Source organism: Bradyrhizobium barranii subsp. barranii, assembly GCF_017565645.3.
GTDB lineage: Bacteria > Pseudomonadota > Alphaproteobacteria > Rhizobiales > Xanthobacteraceae > Bradyrhizobium > Bradyrhizobium barranii.
Genome location: NZ_CP086136.1, coordinates 4,612,178 through 4,627,457, shown reverse-complemented (window position 1 = coordinate 4,627,457; position 15,280 = coordinate 4,612,178). Strand labels below are relative to the sequence as shown.

Annotated in this window: 14 protein-coding genes; 3 read left to right on the top strand and 11 right to left on the bottom strand. The window is 64.4% G+C overall.

Translation table 11 applies throughout. From position 1 onward, the window contains the following. Positions 1-10 precede the first annotated feature (10 nt). From J4G43_RS21850 to J4G43_RS21800, 11 genes are all read right to left on the bottom strand, one after another. On the bottom strand, positions 11-1,003 hold the full coding sequence (locus J4G43_RS21850; RefSeq protein ID WP_208086260.1) for an OmpA family protein: 993 nt from the start codon (positions 1,001-1,003) through the stop codon (positions 11-13). Between the two features lie 124 nt (positions 1,004-1,127). After that, entirely contained in the window at positions 1,128-2,330 is a 1,203-nt protein-coding gene (locus J4G43_RS21845) for a CaiB/BaiF CoA transferase family protein (protein ID WP_208086259.1), read from the bottom strand. Between the two features lie 119 nt (positions 2,331-2,449). After that, positions 2,450-2,656, bottom strand: a complete 207-nt coding sequence (locus tag J4G43_RS21840) for a hypothetical protein (RefSeq protein ID WP_014495977.1) — start codon at positions 2,654-2,656, stop codon at positions 2,450-2,452. 123 nt (positions 2,657-2,779) lie between these two features. Beyond that, on the bottom strand, positions 2,780-3,949 hold the full coding sequence (locus J4G43_RS21835) for an acetyl-CoA acetyltransferase (protein ID WP_063983845.1): 1,170 nt from the start codon (positions 3,947-3,949) through the stop codon (positions 2,780-2,782). A 57-nt stretch (positions 3,950-4,006) separates the two neighbouring features. Further along, complete coding sequence (gene eda / locus J4G43_RS21830; RefSeq protein WP_208086258.1) at positions 4,007-4,657, bottom strand: bifunctional 4-hydroxy-2-oxoglutarate aldolase/2-dehydro-3-deoxy-phosphogluconate aldolase; 651 nt, start codon at positions 4,655-4,657, stop codon at positions 4,007-4,009. Between the two features lie 13 nt (positions 4,658-4,670). Next, positions 4,671-5,657 carry a sugar kinase gene (locus J4G43_RS21825; RefSeq protein WP_071917523.1) on the bottom strand — a complete coding sequence of 329 codons (987 nt, stop codon included), beginning with the start codon at positions 5,655-5,657 and terminating at the stop codon, positions 4,671-4,673. 29 nt (positions 5,658-5,686) lie between these two features. Next, positions 5,687-6,673, bottom strand: coding sequence for a D-erythronate dehydrogenase (gene denD / locus J4G43_RS21820; RefSeq protein ID WP_208086257.1), 987 nt, complete (start codon positions 6,671-6,673; stop codon positions 5,687-5,689). Between the two features lie 79 nt (positions 6,674-6,752). Next, the gene (locus J4G43_RS21815) at positions 6,753-7,628 is read right to left on the bottom strand and encodes a carbohydrate ABC transporter permease (protein ID WP_208086256.1); all 876 of its coding nucleotides are present in this window, start codon (positions 7,626-7,628) and stop codon (positions 6,753-6,755) included. 2 nt (positions 7,629-7,630) lie between these two features. Continuing rightward, positions 7,631-8,578, bottom strand: a complete 948-nt coding sequence (locus J4G43_RS21810) for a carbohydrate ABC transporter permease (RefSeq protein WP_063983847.1) — start codon at positions 8,576-8,578, stop codon at positions 7,631-7,633. A 67-nt stretch (positions 8,579-8,645) separates the two neighbouring features. After that, the gene (locus J4G43_RS21805; protein ID WP_208086255.1) at positions 8,646-9,959 is read right to left on the bottom strand and encodes an ABC transporter substrate-binding protein; all 1,314 of its coding nucleotides are present in this window, start codon (positions 9,957-9,959) and stop codon (positions 8,646-8,648) included. A 71-nt stretch (positions 9,960-10,030) separates the two neighbouring features. After that, positions 10,031-11,092, bottom strand: a complete 1,062-nt coding sequence (locus tag J4G43_RS21800) for an ABC transporter ATP-binding protein (protein WP_208086254.1) — start codon at positions 11,090-11,092, stop codon at positions 10,031-10,033. 201 nt (positions 11,093-11,293) lie between these two features. Here J4G43_RS21800 and gntR point away from each other — a divergent pair, with 201 nt between their 5' ends. From gntR to J4G43_RS21785, 3 genes are all read left to right on the top strand, one after another. Continuing rightward, positions 11,294-12,394: an HTH-type transcriptional regulator GntR gene (gntR, locus tag J4G43_RS21795; protein ID WP_208086253.1), complete on the top strand. Its 1,101-nt coding sequence runs from the start codon at positions 11,294-11,296 to the stop codon at positions 12,392-12,394. Positions 12,395-12,516: 122 nt separating this feature from the next. Continuing rightward, positions 12,517-14,346: an IlvD/Edd family dehydratase gene (locus tag J4G43_RS21790; protein WP_208086252.1), complete on the top strand. Its 1,830-nt coding sequence runs from the start codon at positions 12,517-12,519 to the stop codon at positions 14,344-14,346. 164 nt (positions 14,347-14,510) lie between these two features. Next, positions 14,511-15,242, top strand: coding sequence for an SDR family oxidoreductase (locus J4G43_RS21785; protein WP_014495988.1), 732 nt, complete (start codon positions 14,511-14,513; stop codon positions 15,240-15,242). Positions 15,243-15,280: the final 38 nt, after the last annotated feature.

Here is a 15,280-nt window from a genome sequence, read left to right as displayed (position 1 = left end):
TAGCGGCGCGCTACTGCAACACCATCTCTACCCGGCGGTTCCGCGCACGGCCCGCGTCGCTTGCGTTGTTACCGAGCGGCGCATAGCTGGCGACGCCGGCCGCCGACAGCCGCTTCGGGTCAACCTTGTACGTCGTCGCCAGGGCATCCACGACCGTTTGCGCCCGTGCTTTCGACAGGGCCAGATTGGCGTCCAGGGCGCCCTGGTTGTCGGTGTGCCCGACAATATGGACCTTGAGAGATCCATCGGACTGGAGCAACTGTGCCATCTGGTCGAGTTGAGCTTTCGACTCCGGCTTGATGACGGATTTGCCCGTATCGAAGTACAGGCCGTACAGCGCCACCTTGCCCTCGGCCTGCAAGCCCTTCGTCAGGGCCTTCACGTCCACCACCACCTTGTCGGACTCCATCGCCTTGGCCTCGACGATCTCCACGATGGTGGCCACGTACTTGCCGGTCAGCGCAACCGTTCCCGGCTTCGCCGTGACAATCGCGACATGCAGCATTGCACCGGATGCGTTCACGGTCCCGTACCAGTAGCGCTCGGTCCCGGGTTCCTGCCATTGCTGGAGCAAGGTGATGGGGCTCCACCCTTCAAGCTGGGCCTTTGGCAGCGACGGGTTAGCCGGAAGCTTGCGAAGCTGGCCGAAGTCGCGCGCCCCGCAGTCCTCGGCGCAGCTATCCTGCCTGGCCGCGCCAGCTCGCTCCAACGCCTGCTCGTAGTTGCGCTGAACCTCCAGCGCCGATTTGCCGGCCGGGGCAAGGTAGAACAAGCGAGTGACACGGCCCTCGACTTTCACGACCTCGCCATTCTGGCTCCCGCGCGGCATCCCGACCTGATCGAAGCCCTGGACGTCCTGCGCCACCAGCCAGGAGCCGGCATAACGACTGGTCAGCGCGTGGTCGCGGGCATCGGGCGCATCGGCCGGCATCGCAGCACGAGCGGCGGCAGTTGCGAGTACGATACTGCACGCGATCATGAGCAGACGGGTGAAGACGATCATGAGAAGGTCCGTTTACGAGTTTGGGGAGCGACGGGAGCTTGATGCAGGCCCAGGGATCTTGTCCAACAATGGATACATTTTCACGACTGCGCCGCCGCAGAGTACGAATCGACATAGCCAATCCCTACTGGCCGGCAATAGCCCCGGTGACACCGTCGCGCACCATGGCGGCGATTTCGTCCGGGGAGTAGCCGACCTCGCGCAGAATCTCCGCGCCGTGCTCGTTGAGCCGCGGCGCGAGCCGCACCGGCTCCGCCTCGGTCTCCGACCAGGTCGCCGTCACCTTCATGCTGCGGATCGGGCCTTCGGTCGGATGGTTCACGACCGGGAAGAAGCCGGTGGCTTCCAGATGCTCGTCGTGCAGGATCGACGCGAGGTCGTGCATCGGCATCACAGGCACATCGGCCTTGGTCAGCAAATCGATCCACTCGGCCGTGGTGCGCGTCTCGAAGATGCGCGCGAGCTCGGCATAGACGACGTCGATATTGGCGGCACGGCCGGCGAAGGTCGCGAATTTGGGATCGGCGCGCAGATCGTCGCGGCTCGTTGCCTTGAAGAAGTTCTCCCACTGCTTGTCGTTGTAGACGATGACGCTGAGATAGCCGTCCGAGGTCTTGTAGGGCCGGCGGTCGCGCGAGAGGTGACGGGCATAGCCGCCCTTGTCGAGCGGCGGCTCGTAGGTGAGCCCGCCCATGTGGTCGCCCATGACGAAGCCGGCCATGGTCTCGAACATCGGGATGTCGACGCGCTGGCCGCGGCCGGTGCGATCCCGATGCACGAGGCTGGCGCAGATCGCGCCGACCGCAGTGAGACCGACGATGCGATCGACCAGCGCGTTGGGCACATAGCGCGGCACGCCGTCACCGGTCTGCGCCATCAAGGCGGGGAGCGCGGTCGCGCCCTGGATCAAATCGTCATAGGCGGGCTTGGCGGCATAAGGCCCGTCCTGGCCAAAGCCGAACACCCCGGCATAGACGAGACGCGGGTTGATTGCGGAGACGACGTCGTAGCCGAGCTGAAGCCGCGCCATCGCCTGCGGGCGGACATTGTAGACGAGAACGTCAGCGTCCTTCAGCAGCCGCAGCACGGCCTCTCGGCCGGCGGGCTTCTTCAGATCGAGACAGATCGAGCGCTTGCTGCGGTTGGTGTTGAGGAACACCGGGCCCATGCCGGCATGGCGCATCGGGCCGATCAGGCGGGTGACGTCGCCGTCGAGCGATTCCACCTTGATCACGTCGGCACCGTAGTCGCCGAGCATCTGGGTCGCATAGGGACCCATCAGCACGGTGGTCATATCCACGACCTTGATGCCCTTCAGCGGCCCCATCCGTTCGCTCCCGATTGCGCGGGCTCAACCTGGCCCTGCGATTTCGGTCCAGCTAAGGGCAGCGACGCCGCGCGCGCAAGGGCGGCCGGGGTATGGCCGCATGCGCGGTGCCGCGGCCGCTATTTCTTCTGGCGGGATTCGCGGATCTTGATGAGACGGTCGAGCTCATCGTTCTGCTGGTTGATCCGGTCGGCGATCCGCGACTCGTTCTGCTCGCCGGAGGCGGCCGCGGCCTGCTCGATGAGCTGCCGGATATTGTCCTCGAGGATCGCGATGCGATCGTTGAGTGCGTCTATCGACAGCGAGTCTTCGTAGTCATTGCCCATGATGCATTCCCTGCCAATCAATGAAGAGCCGCAGGATGGGCAAAGCGTAGCGTGCCCACCATGATCTAGCGCAACAAAAAGGTGGGCACGGCGCAAACGCGCCTTTGCCCACCCTACGAGAACTTACTTCAGCGGCTCCAGCACGGAAACGTAATTCGCGACCGCTGCGCCGCCCATGTTGAAGATGCCGCCAAGCTTGGCGTTCTTGAGCTGCATGCCCTCGGGCGCCTGGCCGGCGAGCTGCATCGCGGTCATCACGTGCATGGAGACGCCGGTGGCGCCGATCGGATGGCCCTTGGCCTTCAACCCGCCGGACGGATTGACCGGCAGCTTGCCGTCCTTGAGCGTCCAGCCTTCCTTGATGGCGCGGGCGCCCTGTCCCTTCGGCGTCAGGCCCATCGCTTCGTACTCGATCAGCTCGGCGACCGTGAAGCAGTCATGGGTCTCGACGAAGGAGAGATCGGTGAGCGCAACGCCCGCCTTCTCCAGCGCGCGCTGCCAAGCGACCGTGCAGCCCTCGAACTGGAGGATGTCGCGCTTGGACATCGGCAAAAAGTCCTGGGCGTGCGCGGTGGCGCGGAAGCCGATCGACTTGCTCATGCCCTTGGCGGTCTCGGCGTCGGCCAGCACCAGCGCCGCGGCGCCGTCGGAGACCAGCGAGCAGTCGGTACGCTTCAGTGGACCCGCGACGTAGGGGTTCTTCTCGCTCTCGGCGCGGCAGAACTCGAAGCCAAAGTCCTTGCGCATCTGGGCGAAGGGGTTGGCGACGCCGTTCTTGTGGTTCTTGGCCGCGATCAGCGCCAGCGCATCGGACTGGTCGCCGTATTTCTGGAAATAGGAGCTGGCGATCTTGCCGAACACGCCGGCGAAGCCGCCGACGGTGTCGCCGTCTTCCGGCAGATAGGATGCCTTGAGCAGGTTCTTGCCGATCTCGGGCCCCGGGGTGCGGGTCATCTGCTCGACGCCGACGACGAGCACGATCCTGGCCGCGCCTGCGTCGATCGCACGCAGGCCCTGATGGACCGCGGCGGAGCCGGTGGCGCAGGCGTTCTCGACGCGGGTCGTCGGCTTGAAGCGCAGCTTCGGGTCGGCCTGGAGCACCAGCGAGGCGGTAAAATCCTGCGGCGAGAAACCGGCGTTGAAATGGCCGAGCACGATCTCGTCGACGTCGGAGGCGGAAATGCCGGCATCGGCCATCGCCTCGTTGGCTACGCGGGTGACGAGGCTTTCGACGGTCTCGGTGTCGAACTTGCCGAACGGCGTATGCGCCCATCCGACGATGCTGGCGGTCATGGTCATCTCCCTGGGGTCTCTTACTGACCTAAGTCTTAGCCCACCAACCGCAAGACTTCACGTGGCTTTCAGGGCCTTGAGGGTGCGCTGGCAGATGGCAGTTATGCCGGCCCAGTTCCCGGCCTTGATCTCCGCCGTCGGGCATAGCCAGGAACCGCCGACCGCGACCACGTTGGGCTCGGCGAGCCAGGTCGCCGCATTGGCCTCGCCCACACCGCCGGTCGGGCAGAACCGCACATTCGGGAACGGCCCGCCCAGCGCGCGCAGGCCCTTGATGCCGCCGGCCTGCTCGGCCGGGAAGAATTTTGCGACGTCGAGGCCGTAGGACAGCGTCAGCATCAGCTCGGACGCGGTGGCAATGCCCGGCGCGAACGGCAAGGAGCTGTCCGCGGCGACCTTCAGGAGATCGGGGGTCAGACCCGGGCTGATGCCGAACGCGACGCCCAACTTCTCGACACGGACGAAATCGGCCGGCTTGAGGATCGTGCCGATGCCGACGACCGCCTCGGGCACCTCGGCCATCATCGCCCTCGCCGCCTCGATCGCAACGGGGGTGCGCATGGTCACCTCCAGCGTGCGGACGCCGCCGGCCACCAGCGCTTTTGCCAGCGGCACGGCATCCTGGATCCGCTCGATGGTGAGGACGGGAATGACGGTCGCGGCCTTGAACAGCGCGACGAGATGGTTCTGTTGGGCGGTCGTGGTCATCTTGACTTTCGTTTCACTTGGTCGCTTGACGCGTGGTCGCCGGCCGGTGCCGCTTCTTCGGCGGCATGGCATAGCCCGGAATGATGGCGCCGGCATAGCAGATCACGAGGCTGGCGAGGCGGTGCCCGGCCTGGGCTGCCTCGACCGGATCGGATCCGGCGAGCCGGGCCGCGATATAGGCCGCCGCAAAGCTGTCGCCGGCTGCCGTGGTGTCAACGACCGGCTTGGTCATTGGTTCGGCGCGGACTTCGCTGGTGCCGCCGGGAAAGCGCAACAGGCTGACGGGCTCGGCGAGACGGAACACCAGCTCGGGCGTGGGAATGCGCGCCATCAACTGCTCGTGGCTTTCGCCGGGATAGAGCGCGAGCAGATCCTCGGTTGAGGTCAGCACGATGTCGGCGGTCGCAAACGCCGTGGCAAAGACCTCGCGGGCGACATCGCGGTCCGGCCATCCCCGCGCGCGGAAATTGGTGTCGAACACGAAGCGGGTGCCGAGCAGGCGCGCGCGTTTGATCGCCGCGAACAGGCGCTCGCGCCCGGCCGCATCGTAGATCGAGAGCGTGATCGCGGAGAGATAGACGATGTCGTAGCTCATCAGCGAGTTGAGCAGCTCATCCGTCTCCGGCAGGCTCATCAATTGGCGCGCCGCCGCACTGTCGCGCCAGTGGAAGAACTGCCGCTCGCCCTTCGCATCCGTCTGGATCATGTAGAGGCCGGGCAGCTTGCCCGGCAGCCGGGAGACGCGGCGGGTCCCGACGCCCTCCGCATTCCAGGCCGCGATCATCTCGTCGCTCAGGGCATCGTCGCCAAGCGCGGTGAGATAGTCGACCTTGACCTCGAGCCGCGCCAGATACACCGCCGTATTGAGGGTGTCGCCACCGAAGCCGCGCGAATACAGGCCGCCGCCCTGGCCATGCCCGCTGGACTGTCCAGCGGACTGTCCACCCTGGGCCTGCCGGAGCTCGACCATGCATTCACCGATGCAAGCAACGCTCGCCATCGTCATATCCACGCTGTTCATCGGTTGGATCAGGCGACGAAGTTGCCGCCGAGCTCGTCTTCGATGTGAATGCGGATGATGTCGTCAAAAGTCTTTTCTTCGGTGGTGAAGCCGAGCTCGCGCGCCCGCTTCGCCTCGAAATTGCGCGGCCAGCCGCCGACGATGCCGACGATGAACGGATCCAGCTCGTGCTTGATGCGTGCGGCGACCTTGTCGCCCGCAACACGACGGAGGGCTGCGATCTGCTCACCGACGGTGGCCGAGAAGCCGGGCATGGTCAGGTTGCGGCGCGGACCGACCTTGGCGAGGTCCATGGTGCCGGCATGGAGCAGGAAGCCGACGGCGGAACGCGGCGTGGCGTGCCAGTGGCGGACGTCCTCGGAGACCGGGAGGATCGCTTCCTTGCCGGCCAGCGGCTCGCGCAGGATGTTGGAGAAGAAGCCCGATGCCGCCTTGTTGGGCAGGCCGGGCCGGATGCAGATGGTCGGCAGACGGATGCCGATGCCATCGAGGAAGCCGCGGCGCGAATAGTCGGCGAGCAGCAATTCGCCGATCGCCTTCTGGGTGCCGTAGCTGAGCAGCGGGGTGTGGAAGAATTCGTCGCCGATCGCGTCCGGGAACGGGGCGCCGAACACCGCGATTGACGAGGTGAAGACCACGCGCGGCTTGTAGCCGCCGCCGACGAGCCTGACGGCATCGAGCAGCATCCGCGTGCCGTCGAGATTGATGCGGTAGCCCTTGTCGAAATCGAGCTCGGCTTCGCCGGAGACGATCGCGGCGAGATGGAAGATCACGTCGGGTCGGCCGGCGATCAGCTTTTCGGCGGCGCCCGGCACGGCGAAATCGCCTGACACGGTCTCGACGGGGAAACCGGCCTTTTCCGGCTTCTTGGGCTCGACCACGTCGTGCATGGTCAGCTTGGTGATGTCGCTCTTGCCGAGCCGGCCGTCGCGCAACAGCCGTTCACACAATTTACGGCCGACCATGCCGGCGGCGCCCAGAACCAGAATGTGCAAGAGCCTACTCCTTCTTATTGGCCGGAGCGCGCCGCTCCTGACACGTTCTCCTGGCACGCTCTCAAGGCAGGCCCCGCGATCATTCCTTCACGGCGCCGGTCATCGCCGACACATAGTACTCCACGAAGAAGGAATAAAGGATAACTACGGGGACCGAGCCGATCAGGGCCGCCGCCATCAGCGCGCCCCAATGGTAGACGTCGCCGCTGACGAGCTCGGTGATGGCGCCGACGGGAATCGTCTTGTTCTCCGACGAGGAGATGAAGGTCAGCGCGTAGATGAACTCGTTCCAGGACAACGTGAAGGCGAAGATGCCGGCCGAGATGACCCCCGGGAGCGATAGCGGCAGCGTGATCTTGACCAGGATCTGGAGCCGCGTCGCACCGTCGATCAGCGCGCATTCCTCGAGCTCGTAGGGAATGGTGCGGAAATAGCCCATCAGGAGCCAGGTGCAGAACGGGATCAGGAAGGTCGGATAGGTCAGGATCAGCGCCAGATTGCCATCGAACAGGCCGAGCTGGAACACGATCGCCGCCAGCGGAATGAACAGGATCGAGGGCGGCACGAGATAGCCGAGGAAGATCGCTAGCCCCACATAGCGCGAGCCCCTGTAGCGGAGACGTTCGATCGCGTAGGCGGCGCACACGCTGGCGAACAGCGAGATGAAGGTGGAGGACACCGAGACGATCACGGTGTTCCACATCCAGAGCGGATAGTCGGTTTCGACCAACAGCTTCTTGATGTGCTCAATGGTCGGATTCACGATCCAGAACGGATTGTACTTCTCGTAATCGTACATCTCCGCGTCCGGCTTGAACGTCGCGACCGCCATCCAATAGAACGGGAACAGCAGGAAGAAGATGATCAGGCCGAGCGGAGAGTACACCCGCAAGAACTTCCGCGGTAAGCTCTCAAGATAATCCATTCCGACGCTTTGGTCGTCTGCGGTGCTCATGGTCAGTCCCTCCCGCCCTGCTGCCAGCGGGAGCGCTGAAGCCCGAAGAAGCTGAGCAGGATCGCTGCGACCAGGAACGGGATCATCGCGTTCGAGATCGCTGCGCCCTCCCCGAGATTGCCGCCGGTGATGGCGCGCTGGAACGACAGCGTCGCCATCAGATGCGTGGCATTGATCGGCCCGCCCCGCGTGATGGTGTAGATCAGCTGGAAGTCGGTGAACGTCATCAGCACCGAGAATGTCATCACGACCGCGATGATCGGCGACAGCATCGGCAGCGTGATGTGGCGGAAGCGCTGCATGTTGGTGGCGCCATCGAGATTGGCCGCCTCGTAGAGCGAGGGCGAAATCGTCTGCAATCCCGCCAGCAGCGTGATCGCCACAAAGGGCACGCCACGCCAGATGTTGGCGGCGACGACCGACAAGCGCGCATTCCAGGGATCGCCGAGGAAGTCGATGTAGCGCGTGATCAGGCCGGCCTTGATCAGCACCCAGGAGATGATCGAGAACTGGCTGTCATAGATCCACCAGAACGCGATCGCGGACAGCACCGTCGGCACCACGAAGGGCAGCAGCACGATGGCGCGAATCATCGACTTGAACGGCAGCCGCTCGTTGAGCAGCAGCGCGAGGTAAAGGCCGATGGCGAATTTCACGATGCTCGCGGTGAACGTATAGAAGATGGTGTTGAAGACCGAGAGCCAGAACACCGAATCCTTGGAGAGCGAGACGAAGTTCGCAAAGCCGATATAGCGCCCGGCCCCGCCGATCTTGGTGTCGGTCATGCCGAGCCAGAAGCCCAGCGCCAGCGGATAAGCCAGAAACAGGATGAGGATCGCGATCGCCGGCACCATGAACATCGCGCCGAGCCAATTCCGGCTCTCGAATGCTCTGGTCCAGAGGCTGGCGCGCTTGACCTGCGCGACAGCGGACTCGGCCATGACTGCCATGTCGGATTCCCCTCGGGAGAAAAGTCACGGCGTCCGGCGAACCGGACGCCGCGCGGATTGGCGTTGATCAGACCTGGTAGTAACGCTTGGCGCGCTCGGCGGCGCGCGCCGCCGCCTGCTTCGGCGTCGCCGAGCCGGAGGCTGCTTCCGCGAACATGTCGACGACGACGAAGTCGCCCATCACCGCGGCGGAGGCATAGCCGAGATCGCCGGCAAAGCCGTTGTCGCGGCAGCGCTTCAGGCAGTCGCGATACGGGGTGATCTTCGGATCCGACGTCCACACCGGGTTGTCGTTGTAGGCCGGCAGCGGCGGCGACACGTAGCCGTTGGAAGCGACCTCCCAGGCGTCGTAGTTCTCCTTGTCCATCATGAACTTGATGAATTCCTTGACCGCCTTGGGATACTTCGAGTGCTTGTAGCCGTAGTAGACCAGCACGTTCTGCTGCTCGGTCGACACGCCCACGGGGCCGATCGGCATCGGCGCGTGGTTCATGTCCTTGGCGATCTCCTGCTGCTTCGCATCGGTGGAGTTCTTGCCGACGGTCCAGATCGAGATGCCGTTCAGCGTCAGGCTGAGTTCGCCGTTCAGGAACGCCTTGTTGTTGTTCGAGTCATTCCACGACAGCACGCCCGGGATGAAGGTCTCGTAGAGCTGCTTGACGTATTCGAGCGCGGCGACCGTCTCCGGGGAGTCGATCACGACCTCGTTCTTGTCGTTGACGACCTTGCCGCCGAACGCCCAGAGCGCCCACTGGCACCAGCCATTGGCATCGCCCGTGGCATGGCCGAGCGCGAAGCCGGCCGGCGTGTTGTTCTTCTTCAACGCCTGGCAGAGCTTGAGGAAGCCGGCGGTGTCCTTGGGGAATTCCTCGAAGCCCGCAGCCTTCACGTGGCTGATGCGGTAGTTCAGGCAGCCGCCGGTCGCGCCCTGCGGAATGGCGATCCAGCTGTTGCCCTTCTTGCCATAACGTTCGGCAACCGGATACCACCCGCCATACTGCGCGCCGAGATAGTCGGCGACATCAGTCATATCGATCAGCTTTTCCGGGAATTTGTGGGGATCGTCGAGCGTGCCGATGATGAGGTCGGGGCCGGCGCCGACATTGGCGGCCACCGCGGCCTTGGGACGGATGTCTTCCCAGCTCTCGGCCTCGAGCTTGATCTTGACGCCGGTCTTCTCGGAGAACTTCTTGGTCTGCTCGGCGAACTTGTCGAACTCGGCCTGGATGAACTGCTTCCAGCGCAAGACGCGGATGGACGCGTTCGGTTCGGGCGTGTTGGTCCACTCCGCGGCCCGGACCGGCACGATGCCCTGGCCGGCCAGCAACGCTGCGCCGCCCAGGCCGGCCTTAAGCACACTTCGCCTGTCGAAATTGCTCATCGTTCTCTCCCTGAATTTTATATTTATATTGGGTCGTTCTTGAACAGTCGTTGGGCAATCCTTCGGCGCGGCTACATGCGTTTGCCCGTCGCCTCGTCGAACAGATGAACCAGTGACGGGTCAGGCTTCAGCTTGACCTTGTCGCCCGGATTGAACTGGTGACGCTCGCGGAAGACCGCGACGACCTGCTCGCCACCCACCTTCGCGAACACCTGCGTCTCCGAGCCGGTCGGCTCGACCACGATGATCTCGGCATCGGCGCCGTCGTCCGCGATGGTGAAATGCTCGGGTCGCACGCCATAGACAACAGGGCGACCGTCGGACGCCGCCGGCGCGTTCTTGAGCGGCAGCTTGACGCCGTTCGGCCCCTCGAAGGTCGCAACGCCGTTGACGCGCACATGGCCTTTCAGGAAGTTCATGGCCGGCGAACCGATGAAGCCGGCGACGAACTGGTTGTCGGGCTTGTCGTAGAGCTCCAGCGGGGTGCCCATCTGCTCGACGATGCCGTCATGCATGACGACGATCTTGTCGGCCATGGTCATGGCCTCGATCTGGTCGTGGGTGACGTAGACGGTCGTCGTCTTCAGCCGCTGGTGCAGCTCCTTGATCTCGGTGCGCATGGCGACGCGCAGCTTGGCGTCGAGGTTCGACAAGGGCTCGTCGAACAGGAACACCTGCGGATCGCGCACGATGGCGCGGCCCATCGCGACGCGCTGGCGCTGGCCGCCGGAGAGCTGGCGCGGATAGCGCTCGAGCAGCGGCGACAGCGCGAGAATTTCGGCGGCGCGCTTGACGCGCTTGTTGATCTCGTCGGAGCTCGCGTTCCGCAGCTTCAGCGAGAAGCCCATGTTCTCGCCGACGGTCATGTGCGGATAGAGCGCGTAGTTCTGGAACACCATCGCAATATCCCGCTCCTTGGGCTGGATATTGTTGACGACGCGGTCGCCGATCGAGATCGTACCGGACGTGATGTTCTCGAGGCCTGCGAGCATGCGCAGAAGCGTCGACTTGCCGCAGCCGGAGGGGCCAACCAGGACGACGAACTGGCCGCCCTCGATCGGAATCGAAACGCCGTGCAGGACTTCAAAATTGCCGAACGATTTCCGCACGTCGCGGATTTGCACAGACGACATCTAGCTCCCTCCTCGAAAGTCCACGACGCCTCACGCGCCGCGACCGTCTTGTTTTTCAGACTTCACCGAACGAAGCCCGATCTTAGCGAGCGACATTGTCGGCAGTTTGTGCGGTTTTGGCAATTTGTCTTTGGTTAGTCGTTGCTGGTAGCGCTGTCAACGTTCCTTTGTTTGCCGGACCGACTGTGATAAGAGCAACTAATGGGTCGAAAACGCACCAAGTCAGGTAAAATCCGGCTGGCGGAAGTTGCCGAGCTTGCCGGCGTCAGCCCGATCACGGCGTCCCGGTTCTTCCGCAATCCGGAGGCCCTGTCGGTCGCCAAGCGGACGCGGGTCGAGAGCGCGGCCAACGAGCTCGGCTATGTGCCGAACCTGGCGGCGCGGGCGCTGGCCTCGCAGCGCACCGAAGTGATCGGCGTCTTGATCCCGTCACTGACCAACAACGTGTTTTCCGACGTGCTGCGCGGCATCTACGACGCCTCCGAAGGCAGCCGGTACTCGATCCAGTTGTCCAACACACGCTACAGTATTCTCCAGGAGGAGAAGCTGCTGCGCCTGTTTCTCGCGCAGAAGCCGGCCGGACTGATCGTCACCGGCATCGACCAGACCGCGGAATCGCGCGCGATGCTGGAGGCCGCCGACTGCCCGATCGTGCAGATCATGGAGATCGGGCCCAATCCGGTCGACATGATGATCGGCTTTTCGCACTATGATGCGGCCCGCGCGGCGATCTCCCACCTGTTCGCGCAAGGCCATCGCAAGATCGGCTTCGTCGGCGCGCGCATGGATCCGCGGGTGCAGCGGCGGCTGGACGGATATGTCTCGGCCATGAAGGACGCCGCGCTGTTCGAGCAGCGCCTCGTCGTCACGACGGCGACACCGACCTCGGTGACGCTCGGCGGCACCCTGTTCACCGATCTGCTGGCGCGCGAGCCCGATATCGACTCGGTGTTCTGCGCCAATGACGACCTCGCGCTCGGCGTGCTGTTCGAATGCCGGCGCCGGGAGATCGCGGTCCCCGAGCAGATCGCGATCGTCGGATTCAACGACCTCGAATTCATGGCCTCCGCGGTCCCCACCCTCACCAGCGTGCGCACCAACCGCTACGAGATGGGCAACACGGCCGCCACCATGCTGATCGAAGCGATCGACGGACGCCGCCCCGAGCAGCCGGTGCTCGATCTCGGCTTCAAGGTGATCGAGCGGCAAAGCTCGTCGTCGCGGCGTTCGGACGACAGGCCTGCCGCTTCAGGCGCGGGCGCCGCGAACAAAATGATAGCGTTACCAAGTGGCCAAGACTAGTATCGCGCTTGTGAGGGAATGACCCGCCAACGGGCCTTTGAACCATGGATCGCGCCGTTGGGCATCGCACCAGCCGAAGCTGAGCTCCCGACGCCAGTGCGTTTGCATTGCAGGAGAAACCAATGACAAAAAAACCAACCAATGGGCATGCGCCCGCCAGCAACGGCGCTCGCCGCCACCTCCGCTCGCAGGAATGGTTCAACAATCCGCATAATCCGGGCATGACCGCGCTCTATATGGAGCGCTACCTGAATTACGGCCTCACCCGGGCCGAGCTTCAGTCCGGCAAGCCGATCATCGGCATCGCCCAGACCGGCAACGACCTTTCCCCCTGCAACCGCCACCATATCGAGCTGGCGCACCGCGTCCGCGAAGGAATCCGCGAGGCCGGCGGCATTGCAATGGAATTCCCGACCCATCCGATCCAGGAGACCGGCAAGCGCCCGACCGCGGCGCTCGACCGCAACCTCGCCTATCTCGGCCTCGTCGAGATCCTCTACGGCTATCCGCTCGACGGCGTGGTGCTGACCACCGGCTGCGACAAGACCACGCCTGCCTGCATGATGGCGGCGGCGACCGTGAACCTGCCCGCGATCGTGCTGTCGGGCGGGCCGATGCTGAACGGCTGGCATGCCGGCGAGCGCACCGGGTCCGGCACCATCGTCTGGAAGTCGCGCGAACGGCTCGCCGCCGGCGAGATCGACTATGAGGAATTCATGGAGATCGTGGCGTCCTCGGCGCCGTCGGTCGGCCATTGCAACACCATGGGCACCGCCTCGACCATGAACGGGCTTGCCGAAGCGCTCGGCTTCTCGCTGCCGGGCTGCGCGGCGATCCCCGCCCCCTATCGCGAGCGCGGCCAGATCGCCTACGAGACCGGCAAGCGCGCCGTCGAGATGGTCTGGGAAGACCTCAAGCCGTCGGACATCCTGACCCGCAAGGCGTTCGAGAACTGCATCGTGATCAACTCGGCGATCGGCGGCTCGACCAACGCGCCGATCCACATCAACGCGCTGGCGCGCCACATCGGCGTCGAGCTGTCGATCGACGACTGGCAGAAATTCGGCCACGACGTGCCGCTGCTGGTCAACATGCAGCCGGCCGGCTTCTATCTCGGCGAGGAATTCCACCGCGCCGGCGGCGTGCCGGCCGTGGTGCGCGAGCTGATGAAGCACAAGCGCATCCACGAGGACGCGGTCACGGTGAACGGCCGCGGCATCGGCGAGAACTGCGCCAATGCGCACGCGCCCGACAATGACGTGATCCGGGCCTACGACAAGCCGCTGGTGAAGGACGCCGGCTTCCTGGTGCTGAAGGGCAATCTGTTCGATTCCGCGATCATGAAGACCAGCGTGATCTCCAAGGAATTCCGCGACCGCTATCTCAGCAACCCGAAGGACCTCAACGCCTTCGAGGGCCGCGCCATCGTGTTCGAGGGCCCGGAGGATTATCACGAGCGGATCGACGATCCTTCACTCGACATCGACGAGAATTGCATGCTGTTCGTCCGCGGCACCGGCCCGATCGGCTACCCCGGTGGCGCCGAGGTCGTGAACATGCAGCCCCCGGCTGCGCTGATCAAACGCGGCATTCTCGCCCTGCCCTGCATCGGCGACGGCCGCCAATCCGGCACCTCGGGCTCGCCGTCGATCCTGAACGCCTCGCCGGAAGCTGCCGCCAATGGCGGGCTCGCGATCCTCAAGACCGGCGACAAGGTACGCATCGACCTCAACAAGGGCAGCGCCAATATTCTCATTTCGGACGACGAGGTGAAGAAGCGCCACGCCGAGCTGATGGCCAATGGCGGCTTCAAGCATCCGGCGAACCAGACGCCGTGGCAGGAGATCTACCGCAACACGGTCGGCCAGCAATCGACCGGCGCCTGCATGGAGCTCGCCACGCGCTACCAGAACGTCGCCGGCACATTTGGTGTCGCCAGGGACAACCACTAACAGCCACGTCGTCATTGCGAGCGAAGCGAAGCAATCCTGAGATATCTCCAAGGAGACAGTCTGGATTGCTTCGTCGCAACAGTGCAAAATTGCTGCGCAATTTTGTCACGAGCTCCTCGCAATGACGAGCCGATAGACAAATTCAAGCCAAGGAGAAAAACAACATGGCAGACCGCCTCAAGGGAAAGCGCGCCGTCGTCACGGCTGCAGCGGCAGGCATCGGGCGCGCATGCGCCATCGCATTCGCGCGTGAAGGCGCAACCGTCATCGCCACCGACATCAACGAGGCCGGCATCGCGGGCCTGACCAAGGAAGGCATCGCCGAGGTCGCAAAGCTCGACGTCCGCAACACCGCCGACGTCAACGCCTTCGCCAAGCGCGTCGGCAAGGTCGACATCCTGCTCAACGCGGCCGGTTTCGTGCATCACGGCACCATCCTGGAGTGCTCGGAGGAGGATTTTGACTTCTCGTTCGACCTCAACGTCAAGTCGATGCACCGGACCATCCGGGCGTTCCTGCCCGAGATGCTGGCGGGCGGCGGCGGCAGCATCGTCAACATCTCGTCCTGCGCGGCGCTGCGGCCGCCGGCCAACCGCTACGTCTACAGCGCGTCGAAGGCCGCGGTGTCGCTGCTGACGCGCGCGGTCGCGCTCGACTTCATCACCAAGGGCATCCGCTGCAACAGCATCTGCCCCGGCACCGTCGAGACGCCCTCGATGCTCGACCGCGCCGCCGCGCAGGGTCCGCAGGGCAAGGAGATGTTCGTCTCCCGCCAGAAGATGGGCCGGCTCGGCACCGCCGACGAAATCGCATCAATGGCGGTCTATCTCGGCAGCGACGAAAGCGCATTCACCACCGGCGTCGACCTTGTCGTCGACGGCGGCTACATGCTCTGATCGCTCCTCATCCTGAGGAGGCGCGACAGCGCCGTCTC

What these genes read in the sequence shown, in the direction of transcription:
- J4G43_RS21850 (WP_208086260.1), bottom strand. Translation starts at nt 1,003, where the DNA reads ATGATCGTCTTCACCCGTCTGCTCATGATCGCGTGCAGTATCGTACTC.
- J4G43_RS21845 (WP_208086259.1), bottom strand. Translation starts at nt 2,330, where the DNA reads ATGGGGCCGCTGAAGGGCATCAAGGTCGTGGATATGACCACCGTGCTG.
- J4G43_RS21840 (WP_014495977.1), bottom strand. Translation starts at nt 2,656, where the DNA reads ATGGGCAATGACTACGAAGACTCGCTGTCGATAGACGCACTCAACGAT.
- J4G43_RS21835 (WP_063983845.1), bottom strand. Translation starts at nt 3,949, where the DNA reads ATGACCGCCAGCATCGTCGGATGGGCGCATACGCCGTTCGGCAAGTTC.
- eda (WP_208086258.1), bottom strand. Translation starts at nt 4,657, where the DNA reads ATGACCACGACCGCCCAACAGAACCATCTCGTCGCGCTGTTCAAGGCC.
- J4G43_RS21825 (WP_071917523.1), bottom strand. Translation starts at nt 5,657, where the DNA reads ATGGCGAGCGTTGCTTGCATCGGTGAATGCATGGTCGAGCTCCGGCAG.
- J4G43_RS21815 (WP_208086256.1), bottom strand. Translation starts at nt 7,628, where the DNA reads ATGAGCACCGCAGACGACCAAAGCGTCGGAATGGATTATCTTGAGAGC.
- J4G43_RS21810 (WP_063983847.1), bottom strand. Translation starts at nt 8,578, where the DNA reads ATGGCAGTCATGGCCGAGTCCGCTGTCGCGCAGGTCAAGCGCGCCAGC.
- J4G43_RS21805 (WP_208086255.1), bottom strand. Translation starts at nt 9,959, where the DNA reads ATGAGCAATTTCGACAGGCGAAGTGTGCTTAAGGCCGGCCTGGGCGGC.
- J4G43_RS21800 (WP_208086254.1), bottom strand. Translation starts at nt 11,092, where the DNA reads ATGTCGTCTGTGCAAATCCGCGACGTGCGGAAATCGTTCGGCAATTTT.
- gntR (WP_208086253.1), top strand. Translation starts at nt 11,294, where the DNA reads ATGGGTCGAAAACGCACCAAGTCAGGTAAAATCCGGCTGGCGGAAGTT.
- J4G43_RS21790 (WP_208086252.1), top strand. Translation starts at nt 12,517, where the DNA reads ATGACAAAAAAACCAACCAATGGGCATGCGCCCGCCAGCAACGGCGCT.
- J4G43_RS21785 (WP_014495988.1), top strand. Translation starts at nt 14,511, where the DNA reads ATGGCAGACCGCCTCAAGGGAAAGCGCGCCGTCGTCACGGCTGCAGCG.